The organism is Flavobacterium sp. DSR2-3-3 (genome assembly GCF_049896585.1).
Taxonomy (GTDB): Bacteria; Bacteroidota; Bacteroidia; order Flavobacteriales; family Flavobacteriaceae; genus Flavobacterium.
Genome location: NZ_JAFCUP010000003.1, coordinates 233,894 through 256,819 on the forward strand (window position 1 = coordinate 233,894; position 22,926 = coordinate 256,819).

Annotated in this window: 22 protein-coding genes and 1 pseudogene; 10 read left to right on the forward strand and 13 right to left on the reverse strand. The window is 34.1% G+C overall.

The annotated features are described in order from the left end of the window. Nucleotides 1-13: 13 nt before the first annotated feature. Nucleotides 14-664: a 4'-phosphopantetheinyl transferase family protein gene (locus ACP7AQ_RS05830; protein WP_426094755.1), complete on the forward strand. Its 651-nt coding sequence runs from the start codon at nt 14-16 to the stop codon at nt 662-664. A gap of 332 nt (nt 665-996) precedes the next feature. Here the strand turns inward: ACP7AQ_RS05830 and ACP7AQ_RS05835 are convergent, their stop codons facing one another. The 3 genes from ACP7AQ_RS05835 to ACP7AQ_RS05845 all read right to left on the reverse strand — a co-directional run bounded on the left by ACP7AQ_RS05835 (nt 997) and on the right by ACP7AQ_RS05845 (nt 2,691). Next, nucleotides 997-1,560 carry a hypothetical protein gene (locus ACP7AQ_RS05835; RefSeq protein ID WP_426094756.1) on the reverse strand — a complete coding sequence of 188 codons (564 nt, stop codon included), beginning with the start codon at nt 1,558-1,560 and terminating at the stop codon, nt 997-999. Between the two features lie 351 nt (nt 1,561-1,911). Next, nucleotides 1,912-2,106 carry a YqiA/YcfP family alpha/beta fold hydrolase gene (locus ACP7AQ_RS05840; protein WP_426094855.1) on the reverse strand — a complete coding sequence of 65 codons (195 nt, stop codon included), beginning with the start codon at nt 2,104-2,106 and terminating at the stop codon, nt 1,912-1,914. Between the two features lie 324 nt (nt 2,107-2,430). Continuing rightward, the gene (locus ACP7AQ_RS05845; RefSeq protein WP_426094757.1) at nt 2,431-2,691 is read right to left on the reverse strand and encodes a hypothetical protein; all 261 of its coding nucleotides are present in this window, start codon (nt 2,689-2,691) and stop codon (nt 2,431-2,433) included. A gap of 102 nt (nt 2,692-2,793) precedes the next feature. On the opposite strand from ACP7AQ_RS05845, the gene ACP7AQ_RS05850 reads away from it, so the two are divergent. Beyond that, nucleotides 2,794-3,033 (forward strand): hypothetical protein, encoded by a 240-nt coding sequence (locus ACP7AQ_RS05850; protein ID WP_426094758.1) that lies wholly within the window; start codon nt 2,794-2,796, stop codon nt 3,031-3,033. After that, nucleotides 3,015-3,416 carry a transposase gene (locus ACP7AQ_RS05855; protein WP_426094759.1) on the forward strand — a complete coding sequence of 134 codons (402 nt, stop codon included), beginning with the start codon at nt 3,015-3,017 and terminating at the stop codon, nt 3,414-3,416. Before ACP7AQ_RS05850 ends, ACP7AQ_RS05855 begins: the two co-directional genes overlap by 19 nt. A 671-nt stretch (nt 3,417-4,087) precedes the next feature. On the opposite strand, the gene ACP7AQ_RS05860 is transcribed toward ACP7AQ_RS05855, so the two are convergent. Next, complete coding sequence (locus ACP7AQ_RS05860; RefSeq protein WP_426094760.1) at nt 4,088-5,167, reverse strand: alpha/beta fold hydrolase; 1,080 nt, start codon at nt 5,165-5,167, stop codon at nt 4,088-4,090. A gap of 322 nt (nt 5,168-5,489) precedes the next feature. Here ACP7AQ_RS05860 and ACP7AQ_RS05865 point away from each other — a divergent pair. Continuing rightward, a pseudogene (locus ACP7AQ_RS05865) lies at nt 5,490-5,654 on the forward strand (IS91 family transposase); the annotation flags it as partial. Nucleotides 5,655-5,927: 273 nt separating this feature from the next. On the opposite strand, the gene ACP7AQ_RS05870 reads toward ACP7AQ_RS05865, so the two are convergent. Then, a complete protein-coding gene (locus ACP7AQ_RS05870) occupies nt 5,928-6,107 on the reverse strand; it encodes a hypothetical protein (protein WP_426094761.1) in 180 nt (59 codons plus the stop codon). 1,681 nt (nt 6,108-7,788) lie between these two features. Here ACP7AQ_RS05870 and ACP7AQ_RS05875 point away from each other — a divergent pair. Genes ACP7AQ_RS05875 through ACP7AQ_RS05885 form a run of 3 tightly spaced genes read left to right on the forward strand, consistent with a single transcriptional unit; the run spans nt 7,789 to nt 11,407 of the window. Continuing rightward, nucleotides 7,789-10,188, forward strand: coding sequence for a SusC/RagA family TonB-linked outer membrane protein (locus ACP7AQ_RS05875; protein WP_426094762.1), 2,400 nt, complete (start codon nt 7,789-7,791; stop codon nt 10,186-10,188). A gap of 44 nt (nt 10,189-10,232) precedes the next feature. Further along, nucleotides 10,233-10,532, forward strand: coding sequence for a transposase (locus ACP7AQ_RS05880; RefSeq protein ID WP_426094741.1), 300 nt, complete (start codon nt 10,233-10,235; stop codon nt 10,530-10,532). Next, nucleotides 10,529-11,407, forward strand: coding sequence for an IS3 family transposase (locus ACP7AQ_RS05885; RefSeq protein WP_426094742.1), 879 nt, complete (start codon nt 10,529-10,531; stop codon nt 11,405-11,407). The genes ACP7AQ_RS05880 and ACP7AQ_RS05885 overlap by 4 nt, the downstream gene beginning before the upstream one ends. A 1-nt stretch (nt 11,408) precedes the next feature. Here ACP7AQ_RS05885 and ACP7AQ_RS05890 read toward each other — a convergent pair whose 3' ends face one another. From ACP7AQ_RS05890 to mobA, 8 genes are all read right to left on the reverse strand, one after another. Next, nucleotides 11,409-11,666: a hypothetical protein gene (locus ACP7AQ_RS05890; RefSeq protein ID WP_426094763.1), complete on the reverse strand. Its 258-nt coding sequence runs from the start codon at nt 11,664-11,666 to the stop codon at nt 11,409-11,411. Further along, the gene (locus tag ACP7AQ_RS05895) at nt 11,659-14,217 is read right to left on the reverse strand and encodes a type I restriction endonuclease subunit R (protein WP_426094764.1); all 2,559 of its coding nucleotides are present in this window, start codon (nt 14,215-14,217) and stop codon (nt 11,659-11,661) included. The genes ACP7AQ_RS05890 and ACP7AQ_RS05895 overlap by 8 nt, the downstream gene beginning before the upstream one ends. Before the next feature lie 6 nt (nt 14,218-14,223). Further along, nucleotides 14,224-14,661 (reverse strand): type I restriction endonuclease, encoded by a 438-nt coding sequence (locus tag ACP7AQ_RS05900; protein WP_426094765.1) that lies wholly within the window; start codon nt 14,659-14,661, stop codon nt 14,224-14,226. Nucleotides 14,662-14,828: 167 nt separating this feature from the next. Next, entirely contained in the window at nt 14,829-16,031 is a 1,203-nt protein-coding gene (locus ACP7AQ_RS05905; RefSeq protein WP_426094766.1) for a type II toxin-antitoxin system HipA family toxin, read from the reverse strand. Between the two features lie 97 nt (nt 16,032-16,128). Continuing rightward, complete coding sequence (locus ACP7AQ_RS05910; RefSeq protein ID WP_426094767.1) at nt 16,129-16,419, reverse strand: helix-turn-helix domain-containing protein; 291 nt, start codon at nt 16,417-16,419, stop codon at nt 16,129-16,131. Between the two features lie 93 nt (nt 16,420-16,512). Next, nucleotides 16,513-18,513 (reverse strand): conjugal transfer protein MobC, encoded by a 2,001-nt coding sequence (mobC, locus tag ACP7AQ_RS05915; RefSeq protein WP_426094768.1) that lies wholly within the window; start codon nt 18,511-18,513, stop codon nt 16,513-16,515. 104 nt (nt 18,514-18,617) lie between these two features. Next, nucleotides 18,618-19,934, reverse strand: coding sequence for a conjugal transfer protein MobB (gene mobB / locus ACP7AQ_RS05920; protein WP_426094769.1), 1,317 nt, complete (start codon nt 19,932-19,934; stop codon nt 18,618-18,620). Further along, the gene (mobA, locus tag ACP7AQ_RS05925; protein ID WP_426094770.1) at nt 19,931-20,377 is read right to left on the reverse strand and encodes a conjugal transfer protein MobA; all 447 of its coding nucleotides are present in this window, start codon (nt 20,375-20,377) and stop codon (nt 19,931-19,933) included. Before mobA ends, mobB begins: the two co-directional genes overlap by 4 nt. 709 nt (nt 20,378-21,086) lie before the next feature. Here mobA and ACP7AQ_RS05930 point away from each other — a divergent pair. From ACP7AQ_RS05930 to ACP7AQ_RS05940, 3 genes are read left to right on the forward strand one after another with little or no spacing between them, the layout of a single operon-like run. Continuing rightward, nucleotides 21,087-21,854, forward strand: a complete 768-nt coding sequence (locus ACP7AQ_RS05930) for a ParA family protein (protein WP_426094771.1) — start codon at nt 21,087-21,089, stop codon at nt 21,852-21,854. Nucleotides 21,855-21,866: 12 nt separating this feature from the next. Further along, on the forward strand, nt 21,867-22,271 hold the full coding sequence (locus ACP7AQ_RS05935; RefSeq protein ID WP_426094772.1) for a DUF3408 domain-containing protein: 405 nt from the start codon (nt 21,867-21,869) through the stop codon (nt 22,269-22,271). Between the two features lie 22 nt (nt 22,272-22,293). Next, nucleotides 22,294-22,926: a conjugal transfer protein TraD gene (locus ACP7AQ_RS05940; protein ID WP_426094773.1), complete on the forward strand. Its 633-nt coding sequence runs from the start codon at nt 22,294-22,296 to the stop codon at nt 22,924-22,926.

Below are 22,926 nucleotides of genomic sequence, written 5' to 3' on the forward strand. Positions count from 1 at the left end.
TACTTATACAAAAATGACTCAAATTTTATACTCATACATTTCTGAAGAAAATCATAATTACCTTATAAAAAAATACCTAAATGAATTCCCAGATGATTTTAAAAAAAAAGTATTAGAATATAGAAAATGGCAAGATGGTCAATTATCGCTATTGGGAAGATTACTTTTACGCCGCGGTCTACAAAACATGAGCAAAAATTATGAGGAGAAAAGTCTTAACTATACTTCTTACAGTAAACCGTTCCTAATCGATAACAATACTAAATTCAATATATCTCATTCAGGAGAAATAGTAGTTTGTGTTCTATCGGATATGAATGATGTTGGGATTGATGTTGAAATAATTCACGAAATAAACATTGAAGATTTTGAGTCACAAATGACAAAAAGTGAATGGAATAATATGACGCTCATGGGTGATAGAAAATCGGCTTTTTTTGATTATTGGACACAAAAAGAAGCTGTCATCAAAGCAGATGGAAAAGGACTTTCTGTTCCTCTAAAATCCTTTGAAGTAACTAACCGTTATGCCAAAATAAATGATGAAGATTATTTTCTTAAAGAAATTTTTTTAGATGAAAAATATAAATGTCATTTGGCTTTTAAAGATAAGATAGATGTAATGATTGTTGGTCCTAACATAGTTATGATTCATGAATTATAGTTATTTCTACTTTTTAATTTCTTTTCTAAATTTATATATTTTGAAGATACTATTCCAAAGCTTTGAGATTAATCTACTGAGAATGTCAATTGTCGCCTCGTTGTTAGTGCTGTTTCTTTATAGTTTGTTATTTATAAAAAAAAAAATAAAAAGTAAATCAATACTTTTTTGTCAAAATCAATATTAAGGTAAAATGTAAAATTAATACAATGTAAAATTGAATCCTTACGGGAAACCGAAAAGGGTGAAAATAAATTAAGAATTAAATTGTGGTAATAAATCTAGTTTTTCAAGTGCTAGGTCGAACCATTAGTGAGCATAATATTTCGTGCTTATTTAACCTCAAAACTATTCTGGTATATTAGTAAAGTCTCCTTTTGTCTAAAACGCAGGTTTTGGCTGGAGTAGGAAGCTTGTTGCAATAACAGTTTGTCATTAAATTGGATTAAGTTGAACTGTAAATCTTCTAAATTGAAATTCTCTATATTTATTTCGTAGCTGCCGACAAAACCTATTGCTTGCTGTTCCACATAAATGCCGGCACTATATTCTTTATTAATCTCGATTTTATTTTTATTGTAATAGGGGAAAAGCAACAAATCCTGATCTATATGGGCGATTTGTAGTTTTTTGATTTTCTTGGCGTTGTACCAAATCTCGATTTGGTTTTTTGGCGAGTCCAATAAACCAGACCATTTTTTGCCTGGCAGGTGCTCTGTCGAAGCAATAGCAGTTCTTTTAAGGTAATAATAAAAGAATGGGTCCAATAAGTCTTTTTCAAAGGGAAGTTTCATTTTGGCTGCCAGGTTCATACACTCTTCGAGGTCATCATCATTGCATTCGAATTTTTTTAGGGTCCAACTTTCCCCATGAAAATTTATTTTGAGTTTTTGCATTGAAACTAATGGTTGAAAAGAGAGGATGTAATTCGTTAATAGAACAGTTTACTATACTTTTTTGTTTCATTTCTCATTTAGTAAAAAGCCCAAACTTAAATTTAAATTTAATATAATGTATTGTTGCAGGTTTATTAGCTATTAAGTTATTAGCATTTAATATTCTTCAATAGCAGAGCCCTTGAAAAAAGTATTCAGTTTGCTTTTCAAATATAACTACTGGAATTTGGTGTGCCAATTCATTTATTATGTGGATTGTACACTCTTTTAGCCCGCTAAAATTCTGTGCCAGAAAAGCAAGATTGTCTTTGGCTTTAATTACATCATCCTGAGCTACCAAAACGGCCCGCATCAGGGGAGATTGTTTTTGGGGCAGAAGGGAAGAAATATTTGAATGATACTAGTTCTGTAAGGCAGTGCAGGATTATACAATAGTGTACAAATACCTAGACTATTTGCCAGATGATAGGCAGCAAAACCTCCCATGCTACTGCCAATTATTACGTTTATATTTTGATTTTTAAATTCGTCGTATAGATTTTGAATGGCTTTTAAGTTCTATTTATATTCTATATCAGGAGCGATTACCATTCCGTCAGTTTCGAGAATTACTCTTTTTACAGGACTTAATTTACTTTCAAGTACGTGGAGAAATAGGATGTTCATGGTTTGTTTTATATTTTAAAAAAAGTTCTTTCGTGCGGAAACATGATCCAAATATTAATCATTGAATCATTCAACCATTAAAGGTTGACGTAAATTTGACAAAGAATTTGTATCCTGCCGAAAGTACTCAATATTTAACATCTTGTTAGTGCCCTAGTCAAAATAGAGGCGGTATCTAGTTAAGAAAACACCTAAAAATACAGATTAGAAATCCATAAACAAAGGTGTTTTGAGAATGGGCTGGATGTTTCTTTTTTTGAAAAAGTTTTGCGTATCATATTCTATCACATAATTTTTGTAATTATACCCATTCGCTACATAAATTGAATATTTATATATCAAAGACTTCAATACATAGGCACTCCAGTCTTCTTGTTTATTATCTATGTAATGAATTCGCCATCTGTCTTGATAATCAGGTTCGCCAAAGACATTCTGAAAGGCAAGAGGTATCTTTTTTACCATATAAATACTTAAGCTCATAGCATCCATATCAACCATTTGTGGTACTATTTTATGTTTTTGGCCGGATTTTAGAAAATCTTGAAGTTCAGTTACTGCATCTTTATGAGAAACATATTCTTTGTTGACTTGAAAACAGGAAATAAAGAACGCTATCAAAAAACAGATGCACTGGATACTAAAAATTTATGCAATCACTTGAAATATGGCACTTTAAAAGGTATCAATATTCCAACTGAGATGGAAGATCAGTTCACGAGTTTGGCACTACATCGAACGCAGGTTACCAAAAAATTGAGGACAACTAAATTGCAAATAAAGAGTTTATGTTATTTCATGTCATAGAAATTCCCGTAGAATATGATAATGCCAATTGTCCTACTGGATTTTTAGAATGGTTAGAAAAGCTCAACTTTAGCACTATTTGTGGTGATTTAGCTTTGCAAGGAAAAATCAGAATATTAAAATTTATTAAATCAGAATATTTAGAAATTGTCAATCTAATGCGAGCTTATTGCCGTAAAGAGCACAAAGAAGATTACAATTTATTGAAGAGTATTCCTGGTTTTTGGGGCTTTTTAGCTTCTGTTGTCATAGCTGAATGCGGTGATTTGAGACGTTTTAATACCGAAGGACAATTTGCTAGTTTTATAAGTATTGTACCTGGAATGCACAACAGTGGTGGTAGCGAAAAATGTTTAGGAATTACCCCTCGAAGCAAAAGCTAATTACGAAGTTATCTGATTGAAGCCGCTTGGATTGTACTGCGAAAAGATCTAGAGACGCAACAGTATTATAGAAAACATCAGGGTAAAAATGTAAAAAACATTATTATAAAAGTAGCTCATAAAATGACTAGAAGAATACTATCGGTAATTAAGACCCAAACTCCTTATTAAATTAACAAAAATATGATTCTAGAAAAACAAGAAGTGTGAAATTAAAAATTAGAGTAGCGAAAGATCAAAATAACTTTCTTAAAGTTCTCACAATGAAATAAGAAAAAATAGACTGCAAAGCTAGGGTGGTAGCCATGTGCAAAAGCATGGGTCACATACGAAGCAGGCAGCTATTTTTTTTATTCTTACAACCAAACAGATTCTGGTGGTCTCGTTCTCAAAACGAGAACCACAAATAGGAGCTTGAGATTTAAGAATTTAAATGAAAAATTATGGAATGAAAGAGTAGCAAAATTAATCGTGACATTATTGAAAAAGTCTGAATAACTTTTTCTGTCCTAATCCTAAGGCGGACAAAAAGTTGTTTCCAACTTTTCCAACAAGCCGCTGGGATGGCCTTTTTCACTCGAAAAATATCAACATATCACCTAGTTTAAAAAGTTGTTAATAACTTAAGCCTGCTTTACATAGGAGCCTTATCTGTTGGCTGTCAGTTTATTTTAATTATGTTTCTTAAAAAAAGTCGTTAATGACTTATATAATTGTTCAGGTTCTTCCGTTGGTAAATTGTGAGACGCATTTTTGATATAAACTAATTCTTTATTCTTTTTGGGAATATTTTTTAGTGCTTTGTAAATCATTTTGCCAGATTCTACCCCAATTGCATAGTCGAATTCGCCTTGAATAACCAAAATTGGTGTTTTTATGGCAGCAATTTTATCTAAAATATCGAGATTATTATAAGCTTTCTGACCGTGAAATACTTCGTTGACATACTCGAATTTTTTCATCACTTTTTCTAATAGTTCGGGTGTATAATTGTTTCTGGCATAGAAATCTGGGTCTTTCAAGAGATCATCGATTTTTGATTTTTTTTCGGGTTGAGCCCAGTAAACATCAAAATCTAAATCTTTTGGAAATTCATATCTTATCGTATGTAAATCTGCAAAAAAACTTTTAAATCCACTTTTTTCGATGACATCTAACTTTTGCAAAATCTTTTTATACCGGGTGATTTTGGTTGCATCTTTCGTATACTTAATGAGTTTTTTTGCTAATTTTTTTTCGTGATCAATTAACGCAAGACTGCTGTGACGCAGATTTGCAGTCGCCGAATTGCTGATAAATGAATTGATTTTTTCCTGATGTTTTATTAAATACAAATACCCATACATTCCTCCCCAAGAAGAACCCAAAAGATTGATTCTTTTGTTCGGATATTTAGCTTTTACATACTCTACAACAAGGTCTAAATCTTTCACGAATTGGTCAGTCGTAATCATTGTTTGATCCTTGAATTCATCAGATTTCCCGCTTCCTCGTTGGTCAAAATAAACCATCAAATAATCTTTTTCAAAAACATTTCTATAAAATTCGTGGTCTACATTGAAAGCACCTGGCCCACCGTGAAGCGTAATAATTACTGGTTTACCAGGATTCCCCACAACTCTTGTATAGAGATTTGTTTTTTCAATGGGTATAAAAAACTCGGTGTCTATTTTCTCGGTTTGAGTTTGTGCATCACAAAAAGTTGAAAATAAAAAAGTGATTATTGGGGAAAATAAAAGAAATTGTTTCATTTTTAATTATTGTTTTTATTAAATTGCAGCTAACATCAGTTTGTCTTAAAACCTCCGTTAATTTATTTTGCAGCGTAAATATAGTCGATTTAAACTACAAAGAAATAACTTCCTGTAAAAAGTAGTTTGTTGTGCAGCCCAAAAAACAGAGTTGTAAAATGCACCGCATAATTATGAAAAAACAAGGGCAGTGCTTTGACGTACTGTTTTAACTTAAGTGGGTAAATCAGGTTCAAGAGTCTGCGCAAGTTTTAGGCTGTGAAGATAACTTTAACATCTTCCGAGGCGTTTTCAATAATTGTTAAACTCAAAATTTTAAAGTAAAGCAATAATAAAAGTGCAAAAAAAAGAAGATAAAAAGACCTTTATGCGTAAATGTCCGTGTTGTAAAACGGGCAATTTACACCGAATAGCGGTTTTTGACCAGCGTGGTCCGCCTGAATGGTATCTTGGCGGAAGCCAAATTACGAATTCCTGTAAAAGTTAATTTTATGGGTAAGGGAATTTATGCCCGAAAGTAAAGAAAAACACGTAAAAACCATCTTGATTTTATTGCACAAAAAAAGAGGACACTCAATCCTCTTGATATTCTCTCTCTAAACTTTACGATAAGTGCATAGTACCTGCCAGTGACCGGTTCCGTTCAACACAGGTTTCATTGTTCGGCTTGCAGCCGCAACGAAGATCTAGCTGTTATGCAACGCTTTTCTTTATTTTCTTAATAATTTGTGCACCAACATAATCCTTAAGTTTCGGATATTCACTTCTGTACTAAACATTCCAATAGCTTACAATTCGCTTTTCCGTTTTCTGCCACAAACTTGAATTTTTCAGCCACAAATTTTTGATAATTAGAAATTGTGATTTCATTTATTTGTCTTTCTAAAACTTCTAATATTTCAATTACATATTCACCCAAAACTTGAAAAATAAAAGGCATTATAAAATATTCTGTTCTATTAATTAATTTTTCCAGACTTCGCTATCGAATATAACCGTCATGATTACTCAAACAAAGACAATTTAAAATCACACTTTGCAAATCTGATAAAACACTTTCAGAATTGGTAATTTCGTCAAAATATAATCTTTCAGGAATATACAATTTTTCATTGTTTAGTATCACATCATGCGACACTTCTGGATGAATTTCAAACTTCCTGTCTGACAAAAACTCGATTACTTACGTCACGTCTTTTTCGATATCTTTCGGAAATGCTTTAAGAATCTTTTGTTTGTCTATTTCTTGCATTTTGTCTTCTGATAAGCGGGGTTGAAAAGTGTTGCAATACTACTAAATAACATGAATAAGTTTTGCTTTTTTTTAAGTTTTAGCAATACTTAAGCTTTACATATTACCTAGCATATAACAGCTTTTTATATTTTAATAGCAATACCTACTTTTAGTGATATATTGACTCATGATGAAAAAGTAATATAAAACTACTGCCAGGCTTAACTACAAATAAAATAAAAAAGATGCATAGGCATTTTTTATATCTATTTAAAATTTATAAATCCAATAATTTAAAAAACTCAAACAGCTTGATATTTCTTGATTCGCAAATTTTTTTAAGAGTATTTACAGGAATATTATAATTTGAACCTTTGATATTAAGCGAAGTGTTTTTAATTTTTCTAACTATGCTTTCTTCAATATTATGATCCAATGCAAATGACCTCTGAGATTTATAAGATTTAATCCAGTTATTGAAAATATAATTACAAATAATGTTGCTAGCCTCTATCATTTTTAACAAAGAAAAGTCAATGATCAAAAAATAGCGCGTACTTTAGTGCGCGTTTAAAAGTATTTTGTTATATTTGTTATATTAATACAAATATGTAATGTATTTTTGCGATTCTTCATATAAAATATTTGAAGCATTCGCTTTGAATTTCGTCTTAGAAAACTGGTAATTTTAAAAGGAACGAAATAATAAGTTAGATGCTCACGTCCCATGGCGTGGGCTCACTTATTGTTCCCAGGTATACCAGTACCTCTAAGGCAGTAAGCTGAGTTCCATGCCATTTTTTATGCGCAAAAGTTACTCCCTTTTATTCTTAGCAAATCTTCTTTTTTACAGTATCGTAAATCAATTAATTAATTAATTGAATTAGTTTGTTTGGAAACGCACTGCCTGCGTAGGGCTGCAACTGGCAAAGGCAGTGTATTTTCCTAAAAAAAAAACATAAATTCAAAAGCCTTTGCACCCAAAAAAGAGTGCTTTCAAGATCTGTGGTAACAGCAATAGCGAAAATCGAAATAATAAATTGAAAAACAGTAAACAAACAACGAATAGATGAAATACTATAAAACTATAAAAGTTACTTTAATTCTAGCTTTAATTACACTGATAATTTGTTGGCTTTATGGTTGCAATTGTTTAATATAAACAGCAATAACTAAGAAAAATAACTATTTATTTTCACATCACACAGCTTGCTTCGATGTGACAACATCTAATAAAATTCGGATGACGCCTATGACTTAAAAATAAAAATCTATGCCTTAGCACTTTCGAGGCTAATCAGAAAAAAAGGCCCTCTAACTCTTCTTGCCGGACGAATAGAGGACCAAAGCAAACTAAACCGAAGTCTAACTAAACCAATTCAAAAGTATGAAAAAAAAATCATTTTTGAAGTTTTGGACAACAACACAACTGTCCAAACTGTACTGCATCCTTTTCCTGTGCTTCATAACAGGATTAAATGCTCAAACACGATCTATCAAAGGTAAGATTACCGATGATACCGGCACAGTTCCCGGCGTTACCATCAAGGTTAACGACAAGCCAACAACAACAACAACATTTTCTGATGAAAATGGAAATTACACCATACTAGCAGCGGAGAATGATGTTTTGGTTTTTTCCTATTTAGGCTATAAAACGATGCAAATAGTAGTTGCAAATCAAGCAACTATCAATGTAAAATTGACTCAAGATGCAACGACTTTAAAAGAAATCATAATAAATGCCGGATATTATTCTATTAAAGAAAAAGAGCAAACCGGTAGCATTGCAAGAATGACTGCAAAAGACATCGACAAGCAACCTGTCACAAACGTACTAGCCGCAATGCAAGGAATATTGGCAGGTGTCAATATCATTCAAGATGGGGGAACTCCAGGCGGTGGTTTCCAAATTAAAATTAGAGGTCGCAACAGCATTCGTCTTGATGGAAATGAACCATTATACATTATTGATGGAGTTCCCTATTCAAACGAATCTATAGGCAGCGCGAATACTTCAACGGCATTACCAAGCCAAGCCAGTCCGCTCAACAGTATTAACCCCAATGACATTGAAAGCATCGAAGTATTAAAAGATGCCGATGCGACTGCAATTTATGGCTCGAGAGGAGCAAATGGTGTGGTATTAATTACTCGAAAAAAAGGAAAATCAGGTAAAACAAACATTTCAGTAACGGCCTCAACAGCCGTTGGTACAGCGACTAAATTTGTAGATCTGATGAATACGCAGCAGTATCTGTCGATGCGTAAACAAGCATTTATCAATGATGGAATTCCAATATCGGATATTGATTATGATGTAAATGGGGCTTGGGATCAAACCCGATATACTAATTGGCAAAAGGAATTATTAGGCGGTTCAGCAACAATCAATGACTTTAGAACCAGTATTTCTGGTGGTAGTGAAACAACACAATTCTTGATTAGTGGGAACTACAGAACCGAGGGAACAGTACTTCCGGGAGATTTCAGGTACATTAAAGGAGGGATTCTTAGCTCAATAAACCACACTTCTTTAAATAAGAAATTCAAAATCTCTTTTTCGGGAAATTACACGGCACAAGATAATCTACAAGCAGCGACAGATTTGACGTTAACAGCGCGTTATTTGGCACCAAACGCTCCCGCACTCTACGATTCAAATGGTAATATAAACTGGGAAAATGATACCTTTGAAAATCCTTTGGCACCCCTAAAAAGCACCTACAGTGCAAATACTAATGACTTGGTGGCCAACAGCGTGTTGTCTTATGAACTAATTCCAGGTGTAGAAATAAAATCAAATTTTGGTTTTACCGATTTAAAAACCAAAGAAGTTCGTACGATACCATCCACCATTTACAATCCCGTTTACGAAGTTGGTAGTGACAATTCCTTAATGTACTTAAACCAGACCAGCAGACAATCATGGATTATAGAGCCACAACTAAGAGGTTTCAAAAATTTTGGAAACCACAAATTTGATGTACTACTGGGGATGACAAGCCAACAGCAACGTACAGAACGCCTATTCCAATCGGGTATTGGTTTTGCAAACAACAATCTGATTAACAACTTAGCTTCTGCAATTACAAAAAATACAACCAATAGCGATACCTTTTTATACCGTTATCAAGCTTTTTTTGGTCGCATCAATTACAGTTACAAGGAAAAATACTTTTTAAACTTTACAGGTCGTCGGGATGGCTCCAGCCGATTTGGACCAGGCAAACAATATGCTAATTTTGGAGCTATTGGTGCTGCATGGATTTTTAGCAAAGAAAAATTCAATCCAGAAAATAGTAAAATGAGTTTTGGAAAACTCCGTTTTAGTTATGGAACTACGGGCAATGATCAAATTGGAGATTATCAGTTTTATGATACCTACGGTACAACTGGTGCTAATTATCAGGGCATAATTGGGTTACAACCTACACGTCTTTATAATGCCAACTTTGGATGGGAAACCAATCGTAAACTAGAATTAGCTTTAGAAACTGCTTTTTTTAAAGACAGAATTTTTAGCACGCTTGCATTTTACAGGAATCGTTCGTCGGATCAATTGGTAGGTATACCTATGCCAGCTACAACAGGTTTCTTGTCACTGAATGCGAATCTTGATGCTACCGTTGAAAATTCAGGTTTTGAATTTTCCGTAAGAACCCTAAATATTGATTCAAACTCTTTTATATGGTCAACGAACTTCAATGTGGCCGTTGCAAAAAATAAATTACTTTCTTTTCCGAATCTTTCAGGTTCCACTTTTGCAAATAGGTGGACATGCTAACTTAGCCATCACAGAAAGTTAAGAAATAATCTTAATTTTAACCTATGAAACAAGTCCGCAAAGTTTATGACAAAGCTTTCAAAGAAAAAGCCGTCCAATTGAGTTATGAGAGAACCAACGTATCAGAACTGGCCAGAGAGCTGGGAGTAACAGCACCACAGTTGTACAAATGGCGCAAAGAGTTCGAGGAGTTTGGAGAGGGAAGTTTTCCTGGAAAAGGGAATTTAAAACTAAGTCCTGAACAAGAAAAAATTTACGAATTGGAGAAAAGACTCAAAGATGCCGAGTTAGAGCGTGATATATTAAAAAAAGCAATCGGCATTTTTTCCAAGAGCGGTCGATGATTTATGGTTTCATTAAAAACAATGAACAAGTATTCCCGATTGAAAAAATGTGCAAAGTTCTACAAGTGAGTAGTGGCAGTTATTACCGATGGAAAAAACAAACAATCACTGCAAGACAGCAACGAAAAATCACCATAAAAGAAAAGATAACATTGATTTATTTTGAATCCAAACAACGATACGGAAGTCCTAGAATAACCTTAGAACTTTGGAGTATTGGTTATAAAATTTCAAGAATTACAGTAGCAAAATATATGAAACAGCTAGGTTTACGAAGTAAATTAAGCAAGAAATTCAAAGTAACGACCAACTCAAATCATAATTATTTAATCGTTGAAAATATATTAAACAGAGGGTTTATTGTAAAAACACCTTCAAAAGCTTGGGTTTCTGATATCACCTATATTCAAACCAAAGAGGGATTTGTATACCTGACAACTATTATGGATTTGTACGATAGAAAAATCATAGGTTGGAGTTTAAGCGATGGAATGAGTACAGATGAAACCTCGCTTAAGGCTTGGAAAATGGCGGTTAAAAACCGAAATATTGAGGAAGGTTTGATTTTTCATTCCGACAGAGGTGTTCAATATGCCAGCAAAAAGTTTGTAAATGTTCTTGATTCCTATAAAAAAATAACCCGTAGTATGAGCCGCAAAGGAAATTGTTGGGACAATGCAGTAGCGGAAAGCTTTTTTAAATCCTTTAAAACTGAATTGATTTATGGAAACAAACTGATTTCTAAAGAACAAATGAAACTGGAAATCTTTGAATACATTGAAATTTGGTACAACAGAAAAAGGAGACATTCTGCTTTGAATTATGCAACTATTGAAGAATTTAACAATCAAATTAATTACAAAAATGTAGCTTAACTTAATGTGCACCTTTTATTTGCAGATCCAGACAGTCCTTTTCAACAAAAACTAAATCCTTATTCAGAACAAGTGTGTCATTTTGAATATTGCCAGACCTTAAAACTAGTAAGCCTTTACTAGAAGTATCATTTGCCCCATATGTTAAACCTCTATAAAAAGTTCCAAATTGATTTAATTTAATTTCTTCCCATTCCCCTTCATTCATAAACTCAGGAAAGCGAATTTTAGGTGTCAATGTATTTGTCTTTTTATTCATAAGCTGTTAATCCTGAAATCTCACGCCCTTCGGCTATTTTATTTAATTGAGGCACTAAGTCTTCCATCAAAGCTAGTTCTTTTAGTCTGCGTTCTTTCCAACTTAGTTCATGTGGTTCTAAAAGGTCAGTCAGTTTTTCACCGTCAAAAATCATTCGGCTCATAATGGTATCTACAAAGACCTTCAAGTCAGTTGTTTTTACGCCGTGCTTGTTGGCAATGGTAGCCAATTCTTTTTCGTTTTTATCAAATTTAAAAGTTTCGTAGCCTTTGGTTAAGGTATTTACATCTTGTCCGCTGTTCCAGTCTAAGTTATTAATGTATTCCGCTAAATCTTCCTGTTCATCCATCAGGTTGGCATTGGCACTCAGTAAGCTAATTACTTGTGCTTTGGTCATTTTTTGTTTGGCAGGTTTCTTTTGTGTACTGTCGGCAATCAAACCCATGATATAATCATAGTCAATCACGGCAGAGGCAAAAAGTACAAATTCAAAATCGAGTTGTTGCACTTCATCTGGTGCATCTTCGCCTTCCTCTTGTTGTATTTTTCGTAATTTTTTTGCAGTTTCTATGTAAGAACTTCTAAACTCTTGTAAACTCTCGCTAGGTAAGATTGTTTCGATTTTCAGCTTTTGTTCTTCGGTAATGTCTGTATATTGGTCTAATTCGACTTTTAATTTTTGAACCGCTTTAAATTTCTTTATAAAATCAATTCGTGCCGCATCGCCTTTTAGGTTATAAACTTCTTGAGGTTCGTTTACTAAATTATTATCCTTCATAAAAATACCCAAAGCTTCTACGGCCTTTTGGTAATTATTAATCACCACAGGAGCAGGATCAACCAACCAAATTTCTTTTGCTTTTCCACTGTTTTCACCTGAGAAAAGTGCAATGGCTTGGTTTACTGCTTCTTGTTGAGAACGGAAGTCTAGTATGTTACCATAAGGCTTGGTGTCATTTAGCACACGGTTGGTCCTTGAAAAAGCCTGTATCAAACCATGGTATTTCAAGTTTTTATCTACATACAAGGTATTGAGGTATTTAGAATCAAAACCTGTGAGTAGCATATCCACTACAATGGTAATGTCAATTTTATCTTTATGCGGAACTTCTTTATTGGAGTATTTCTGGTCTTTGATGCGTCGTTGTACATCTTGGTAATACAAATCAAATTCATTAATAGAGTGATTCATTCCAAACTGCAAATTGTAGTCGCTAATAATTTCTATTAACGCTCTTTTCTTTTCTTCAGGATTTTGTTTGTTATCTTCTTTTTCCTGAGTTAAATCCTCTTGTAATTGTTTTATATCTGCTGCATTCTTTTGACTTTGTTGGTCGCCTTCTTTTGCAATTAGTTGAGAAGGAGGAGAGAATACGCAAGCAATATTAAGTGACACATAATCTTCATTTTCTGCTAGCTTCTGTTTTTGAATGGTTTTGAATAACTGATAATATTCTATAGCATTATTAATTGAAGCTGTTGCCAATGTCGCATTGAAACGTCTTGAAGCTGTTGCTGCATTGTGTTTTTCGAGAATCGCTTCAACTACCGCTTGTTGTGCAATAGCTTCGCCTGGCTTGGCATTCAACGAACCTTTACCTTTGAAATAGTCAATATGAAACTTCAACACGTTTCTATCGTCTATGGCGTGAGTAATAGTATAAGCGTGTAGCCTTTGTTGAAATATATCATCAGTGGTTTTGTAGGAAGCTTCTTCTCCTTCTCTTATTTGATATGTGGCATTTTCATCAAAGATAGGTGTACCCGTAAAACCAAATAATTGAGCATTCGGAAAAAACTCTTTTATAGCTTTGTGATTATCGCCAAACTGTGAACGGTGGCACTCGTCAAATATGAAAACTACACGTTTTTTGCTCAAAGGCTCTAAGCGTTCTTTGTAATTTTTTTTATTCGTGCCGTCTAATGCCAAACCTAATTTTTGAATGGTGGTAACAATTACTTTGTCTGCATAGTCAGCAGATAATAAACGTCTTACCAATGTTTCAGTGTTGGTATTTTCTTCCACACTTCCTTCTTGGAACTTATTGAATTCTTCACGAGTCTGACGGTCAAGATCTTTACGATCCACGACAAAAAGACATTTTTCAATATCTGGGTTGTCTTTCAACAGTGTAGACGCTTTGAAAGATGTCAAGGTTTTTCCGCTTCCTGTAGTGTGCCATATATAACCATTCCCTCGGTTTTGGTGGATGCAATCTACAATAGCTTTAACCGCATATATTTGGTAAGGTCGCATTACAAGCAATTTCTGTTCGCTTTCCACTAAAACCATATACTTGCTTATCATTTCACCAAGTGTACATTTTTTAAGAAATTTATCGGCAAACTCTTCTAAGTAATTAATTTTCTTATTCTTCTCGTCAGCTAATTCATAAATGGGTAAAAACTGTTCATCAGCATTAAAACTGAAATGTTGGTTTTTATTATTAGCAAAATAATAAGTTCTATTGCTATTACTCACAATGAATAACTGCATAAAACACATTAATGTATTGTTATAACCGTTTCCAGAATCATTTTTGTAATCCACGATTTGCTACATGGCTTTTCGGGGAGAAATTTCCAACTTTTTCAATTCAATTTGGACTACAGGCAAGCCATTAAGCAATAAAATGACATCGTAACGGTGATTACTATTTTCTGAATTGATGCGCAACTGATTTATAACCTCATAATCATTTTTGCACCAGTCTTTTATGTTTACTAAAGTGTAATGCAAAGGCGTTCCATCTTCACGTTGAAAATAGTTTTTTTCACGCAATAGTTTAGATGCTGCAAATACATCAGGATTTATAATTTCCTCTCGTAAACGTATAAATTCACTTTCGGTTAAATTCACGCGATTCAATGCTTCAAATTTGGATTTGAAGTTTTGTTCCAGTGTTTTTCTGTCAATAATATCTTTTCGATAATTATATTTCAGATCCGTAAGTTGCTTTATCAGGTTTTGTTCTATATGGGATTCTTTGCTCATTTATTTTTTTAAAATGAAAGGGAAACAAAAGATTTGCTAGTTGTCAAAAGTAACAAAATATGTTCATTAAATGTAGTGCGATTCGCTTTTGTTAGGTACAAGTTTAAATACTTTATTGGTATAGCTGTTCAGTATTTATAATGCTTGCATTAGGATTATAGAATCTTTTATATTTTGAAGGCATTTTCCATCAGTTCTTGTTCTGCTATTGATATTCCGATTTTATTAGCAATCGTTTTCCAGTGACTTGTCACTTGTATAACTTCTTGAATAATATATCCCATTTGTAAAATATTCAATCTAAAATATTCTCCAACACTTTTAACTAATTCAAAATCCAGCGCATTATTATCCATATCGATATTAAGAGCCAAACCATCTTTGTCTATGGATGGGTTAAGATCGTAAGCAGGTGAGAGTATCCAGCCCTCATTGATTAAAATAAATCCATGGTTACGCAAATGGTCATCGGTGTTAGAAATGGCTATATTAAAAACGATTCTGCGCCATAGTTGGTGAAGATTTTCTTCTACGTTTGCACCTTGATTACTGATGAATTCGGCAATATCTAAATAACTTGCGGGATTGTCTCTTATAGTATCTTCATTGTTGCCTGTCATTGTCATAGCTGAAGCAAAATGAATTCTATCGCCATTCTCCCTGTCAAAGCGTTTGGTAAAGAAAGTATGATGGTTGCCCATGATTTTTTCTATTCGACAGGGTGCCATATCAACTCCAGCATTGATAGCCAATTTATAGGCCAGAAACTCCCAAGCTGCTTTGTCTACAGTATCTGTCTTAGAGGGGAATTTAGCAATCCAAAGACTTTTATCGTTGTCTAAAATATTGGCTTTGGGCCTTGCTCCACCTAATGAAGATCCAGGTGCCATAAGAACCGATAACCATTTATTCACTTCTTCATTGTTGTTGTCATTTTCGAATATAGCGGATGCATTTTGGAGTTCTCTAATGGAGGACCAGGGCGGGGTAGAAGTAGTTTTATTGTTATCTAAGAAATCTCCATTCGGGTCGGTTTTAAATCGTAATGCTCCCATACGACTTTCATCATATACACCTAATAGAAAATCAATATCATAGAGTGCTTTTGGCTTTTCGTTCCGTTCTCTAGCAAGCTGGGCTTCTCGACGTTTCATTAAAGTTCGTCCCCAAGTATCAGGCATGCTGTCTAAAAAAATACCGAAGTTTTCTTTTTGGTTTGGGTATTGTGGACCACCATATAATTGGATGTCTGGATCCAAAAGGAATTTTTGTTCTGTTTTGAGCCAGTTCCTATCGTATTCAAAACTAAATGCTTTTTTACCTTTGGCTTGTTGTGCAGATAAGACACCAATTAATTTAGGTTCCTGCATTTCTTGCCAATGGGCGTAAACGTAGATGTCGGTTTTACTTTGTGACATGTTGTGTGTTTTGAATAAGTGATCTGTTTAATTTGTTTCTAGCAAGGGATTACTTTAATAATTCAAGGTCTTGAAGTTTTCTTCCTAGTTCGTCGTCAGCAGCTATTTTTAAAAAATCGTCTTGCAAACCGAGTACTCTCAGAACATTAAAATAGGCACCTATTGCAACACTAGAGTTTCCTTTTTCTATTTGGTATAAAGTGGTTCTAGCAATATCGGCTCTTTCAGCAATTTGTACTGCAGTGAGCTTTCTTCTTTTTCGTGCCAATTTAATATTCTCACCCATTTGCTCTAAAAGGAGTTGGTGTTTAGGGAATAAGACTTGCTTTTTTGTACTCATTTTAAAAATGTTCATTAATATGAACAAAAATAGCGAATATGTACATAATAACAAACATTTAATAAAGGTTTATTCTATTTAGGGTCATTGATTTCAACCCTCTTGCACCAAGTGTTGCAGATCAGGATCATTCTTAATGCGTTCTAATTCACTTTCTATAATAAGAACAATATCACGCTTAATCTGTTTATAATTAGCTTCAATTTCGACTTTCATTTGATCTTCGCCATGTTCATCAACGAAAGATAAAATAACGGGTATCTTTTTATAAGCTTTGGTTTCGGAAGCTACTTTTTCATTATCTACCACAATTTCAGAATGGAAAATTTTCTGTTCTATGCGTTCGTCAAAATTATCTGAAACAGCTCCCACAAACACACCTTGCGTAAGCGTAGAGATTTTTGATGCTGGTATCAAGCTGTCTAGTTGTGTAGATATTGAGGTTGATTTGTCATTTCTATTGATGGTTAGACTCTGACGTTTCTGTAATACTTTGCCAAACCTTTCTGATAAGCTTTTGGCCGTTTCTCCCACAACCTGACCACTAAAGATGTTGCCCACCGTATTTTGGATAACCTTACTTTCCTTATCACCATAATCACGAGTCAGTTGCGAATAATCTTGAAATCCCAAACATACCGCTACTTTATTACTTCTAGCTGTGGCTATCAAATTATCTAGTCCTCTAAAGTAGATCGTTGGCAACTCATCAATTATCACAGAACTTTTTAATTTTCCTTTCTTGTTGATTAGTTTTATAATTCTAGAATTGTACAAACCCAAGGCAGCAGAATAAATATTTTGCCTATCGGGATTGTTTCCCACGCAAAGAATTTTAGGTTCATCCGGATTATTGATGTCCAATGAAAAGTCATCGCCAGTCATTACCCAATAGAGTTGAGGTGAAATCATTCGAGACAAGGGAATTTTTGCGGAAGCGATTTGTCCTTGCAATTGATCTTGTGCGCCACCTTGCCAAGCATCCATAAACGGAGATAAATAATTTTCGAGATCAGGGTAGGAAGTAAGGATGGTAAAAACATCAACATATTTCTTGTTGAGCAATTCAATGGCATGTGGAAACGTGCAGTACTTTCCATTGTCATAAATTTTCAGGAACCAAATAATAGCGGCTAGTAATATAATGGGAGATTCCACAAAGAAATCGCCTTGCTTTTGTATCCAACTGCGGTTAAGATTCAACATAATGGTATAGGCAGATTCATAAGCATCTGAGATGTCTGTCATAAAATCTGGATTGATTGGATTGCAACGATGACTTCTGCTAGGATCGTCAAAGTTGATAATATAGAATTTTGGTTTAACGGTATACTTGTCCGAATGTATTAATAAATGATTATACGCAATGGTAGAAAGATCATCGAATTTGAAATCATAGATGTACATCGAAAATCCTTTTTCGATATGCTGCTTGATATAGTTGTTTATAATGGCATAACTTTTTCCAGATCCTGGCGTTCCTAAAACTATTGAGGCTCGAAATGGATTTACAACATTAATCCAACCTTCATTCCATTTTCCTTTGTAATAAAATTTGGTTGGCAGATTAACGGAATATTCGTTTTGCATCAATTTGGTTTCTTGCATGAAGCTTTCATTCTCATTATTAAAAACATCGCTCATAAGATCGGTTCGTAGTATTCGACTGATCCAAACTCCAGCCATCATTAACGATATATAGCCCGCTGAGGTAGTGAAGATGTATAAAGAAATAGCTGTGCCAGCAGATAACTTTAGCAATGATGTGTTCAGAAAGAAAAGTATAAATCCAACGATTAAGGCAATAGCTATTTTAGACCAAATAATTTTTTCGTTTTTGACTCCTTTTGTACCCAAACAACTTAAAGCTAACAATACCAATGCAAAAAACTTGGTGTACAAAGTGTGAGAAAATAGACTTGCAGTCCGTTGAAAATTACCCAGCATCTTGTTAATGATTTGTAGCGTCCAGCCCTTTTCTAAGAAAAAACTATAACAAAACCAGTAAAAGTGCATGAGTACTAGAAGGATACTTACAGCGCGCATGAAAGCCATGATTTTGGCTAGTCCTCTTAGGTCGTCTTCTCCTTGCATAATTGAAAAGTTAAAAATGTAACGAGCGAAAGTAGATCGAACGTAAAAGAATCTAAGTCAATTGACTTTCGTTGGCATCAATTGGCGTTGCTTGTCTCGCTAAACTATTTCTTTCCGTGATGATTGTTACGTTTTGTCTTTTTCTTTATTTGATTAGCAAATACTTGCTCTTCATAATCTTCACCTTGAGCATTTGGTAAGAAAGTTACAAGGCTTTCTATAAGTCCAAAGTCAGGTATAGAATGGGTTGAATAATTTCCATTAAGAAAATCAAAAAGTGCATGTGGTTTTTCTGTTTCTGCTGTGGATTCATTTTTACTAGCTGTGGATGAAATTGTTTTGGTATGCTGTCTCTCATTTTGAACTTTTTGAGTCCCTCCATTTTTCCATAAATCATTAAAAACGTTAGCAGATAAATTTTTACTTAATTGGGATCCATTCCAAACTTTGCGAGATTCATGGTCAATAAAAGTCATTCCGTATATACGACCTTGATCATTTCTTCGAACAATTGTATTAACTCCTTGATCGACTAGTTGTTTCTTAAAATCGGTTTCATTATTAGTGGTATGCATGGCAAGCTCTATTGAATTTTTTAGGATGTCTTTAGAAGGTTCTGTTTTCATTTTTTCTTTAGATTGTTCGAAATGCTTTTGCAAACTTTCCATGCCAGCCTGTTTTCCAAAAAGAGAGGATTTAAACGGATTCGTTACCTTTTCTCCTTTTTCATTCAGAGCAAAATAAACAAGACCTTGCTTAGACTGACCGTGTATTTCACCTGTTATTTGCTCAGCAGTAATATTAAAAAGAGAAAGTAGCGCATTATAAGTTCCTAAACTTTGATACTGATAATACTTTGGCAGATGTCGAATTACAGATGCTATTTGACTTTTCACATTGGCTTCTTTGTAGTCAACAGGCTTAAAGATCACTTCCTTCGGATTTTGATTTTTTTCAGTTGCAGGGAGTAATTGATATTTTTGTTCCAATGCACGGCAGGCATTCATAGAACGTAATTTTTCATAGGAATCAGATAACTTTTTTCCGTAACGATCCACGCAAGTCGAAACGATATGAATGTGAGTTCGTTCAATATCGGTATGCTTAAAAACAACATAAGGCTGGTCTCCATAGCCCATCAGTTCCATATAATCTTGTGCGATTTTTTTAAAGTCTTCATCACTTACACTATCTTTTGGGTTTGGATTAAGAGAAATATGTAAAACAGGTTTTTCTGTTCGCTTGTTTGCCATTAGATACGTTTCGAACGAACTGTATAATTGGTTAACAGTAAATTGTCCATTGACTGTTTCTCTTATTCTATGAGTCGATAAAACTGATCCATTTTCATGATCTACTTTTAGTTGGTTATAAGAAAGTGCACCAATTATATTTGCTCCACGACCAATTTTTGCTATCATTTTTCTTCTTTTTTCAAATGTTTTACTTCAAACTCATCTGTTAATTGCGTTATGGCACGACATAATTGCGCCAACTCGATCGTTTGTTTTTCTAATTTAAAGAGATAGGCTGCCGCTTTCTTTTCAGAAAAATTACGGTACAATATTTTGACAATTTGATTGTAATTAACACCAACAGCACGAAACTGACCGTACAAAGTAGTTAAGCGCATGTAATAATCCATTGCTGCCAGATCTACTTTTACTGTTTTTATTTGCTTTTCAAATAAGAGGGAAGTGATAAATAGGGCTTTATTATCTGCTCCCGAAGCTTCAAAAAGAGAAAGGAATTTAGCATTTTCCTGATCCGTTAATCGAAAAACATAACGGTGGATGCTAGGATCCTTTTTAGGATTCCTACCGCCTTTGTGTTGCTTTTTGCTTTGTTGATTCTCCATCATCATTCCAATTTTAATTTATAGAAAACCCCGACTTCGGAGGGGGTTTTAGCCCCGCGGCGGCGGCAAGTTGTTTTGAGGCACGGAATTCATTTCGAGTGCCTCAAAACACAACTTGCTCTGTTCTGGTGAACAGATAATCCGTCCGCCTGTCGGCGGAACAGATTTAATAGAGCAGGGAAAAACGGCTTTAAGCCGTTCCAGTTCTTATTCAAATATAGATTTGGGACTTTCATATTCTAGTTTATTTACTTCTTTAACAAAGTAAATCATTGAATTTTAGAATGGTATAGTAGTAAGTGTTGCCAAATAAGGCCATGTAACGCCAACGAGTTCATGGTTCTGAGATGTTTTGGAGTTACCAGCTTTCTTTGTTTCAAAGTTGTAAAAGGATATTTATAAGTGACTCTATATCCAATTTTAAACACAAATACCAAGGTTTAGGAGTAAGCAAGTATTTAGTAAAATGGTAAGGTGTAAAACGATACAGTTGTGAAACTATAAAAATGTAAAAGCATAAAAGCAGTAGTATAAATGAGCTTACCTATTACCAATAAACAAGGAATAGTTGTTGGAAATTGTATGAACATGCAATTGTAGATAAGTGCATATTTAAAGCAAATAAATAGAGCAGAACCTTGTATATAAATACAACAAGGCATACTGCTTTACAGCAAAACAATTTAGTAAATAGATAACTTTAAAATTATAAGTAATGGAAACAATAAATAAAACTTTAAAAATTAGTTTCTCGACCCAAAAGGGTGGAGTAGGGAAATCTACAATGACAACCTTGTTAGCTAGTGTGCTTCATTATCGATTGGGATTTAATGTACTGGTTTTGGACTGTGATTTTCCGCAGCATAGTCTTGGCAATATGAGAGACAGAGATCTTAAAACGGTGATGCAAAATGAACATCATAAGAGAGCGGCTATGAAACAATTTCAGTCGATTGATAAGAAAGCATTTCCGGTCATTCGCTGTAAGGCCGAGAATGCGCTAGAAAAAGCGTCAGAATATATAGATCAATCCAATAGTGATTGGAATATTATTTTGTTTGATCTTCCAGGAACTGCTAATACCAAGGGAGTTTTGACCACATTAAAAGCAATGGACTTCATCTTTTCACCCATTACTGCCGATCGCTTGGTAGTAGAAAGCACTTTGGGATTTGCCAAAGCATTTCTACAACTTCCAGAAACAGATGGAGGGAACAAGAACTTGAAATTTTGGTTGTTTTGGAACCAAGTAGATAGGAGGGAAAGGACTAGTTTGTATAAGGCCTATCAAAGTGTAATAGATGATTTAGATCTTTCCATGATGGAGTCAAAAATAATGGATAGTAAACGTTTCCGCAAGGAAACGGATGATACTACTAATTATATCTTTAGATCTAGCTTGCTTCCTGCTGAGCCTAATTTGATGAAGATAACTAAGCTTGATCTCTTTGTAAATGAATTTTTGAAAATTATAAAAACTTAAATCTTTTCTTGTATGGAATCTGATAAAATGCACAAGGGTTTTCAAAAACCAGTTGTAGATGAGGATTACCTCATGAATATTATGAGTGGGAATGAAGTGGTTAACAATGATAAAAACACAAGCCAAAGTGTCGAAGTTACGGAAAATAAGCCTAAAGAGAAAATTCGTGTGAGCGCTCCAAAAAAACGGAATTATGAAGAAGTATTTCTCACTAACAGATATCCGTCTGGTCGTAGTGGAAAAGTAGTGTACATAAGACCTAAATATCACGAACGACTCCTTCGGATTGTTCAATTGACAAGGGAAGAGAAAACAACATTGTATTCTTATATCGATAACATTTTAGAACAGCATTTCAGTGATTTTGGAACCGAAATCCAGGAATTTTTCAATGAGAGAAACAAGCCGATTTTTTAAACAATGTATAATACTAAATAGTATGGAAACTGTAATTGTAATTTGTCTGCTCATCGTCATTTTCCTTTTGGCAAAGGATAAAATTGTCATTAAAAAATATCATAAGCATCAACCAAATCAAGAGAAAGTTAACTCTAGTCTCCCGGATATTATGGGACAGCCTAAGCCTCAAAGAAGCCTTTCTGTGCCAAAGAAGACCTATGACGGTCAAGTGCAAAAAGAAGATCATTATGATGATAATTTTGATATAGAAATCGACGAAGATAAAGTCGAATTACAAATTCCACAAGAAGAGCTAGAGGATATTTTTGGGAATGTACCTGATTTTGAGAATGAAGAAGAAGAATGGAATAGTTATGGACTATCCGATGGCGATAATGGTTTTGCCCAAGGGGTTACCTTTGAAGAATTAAGCACTGTAAAAAAGTTGTTAAAAAAAGAGAAAATGAGACCCTCTCAAAAGGAAACGGCAACAGTCCTACTTCAGAAAATACAGGGAACCGAATTATTCGATCTATTGGAAAATTCCATCGAAGATGCTTCTCAAAAAATAGCCAAGCTGCTTGACGGTACACTTTGTTCAGAGACGGATTCTGGTTCTTCTTTTTTGCGGAAAAATGATTTGGAGGATTTTGATATTGGGGAGTTTGTTTGA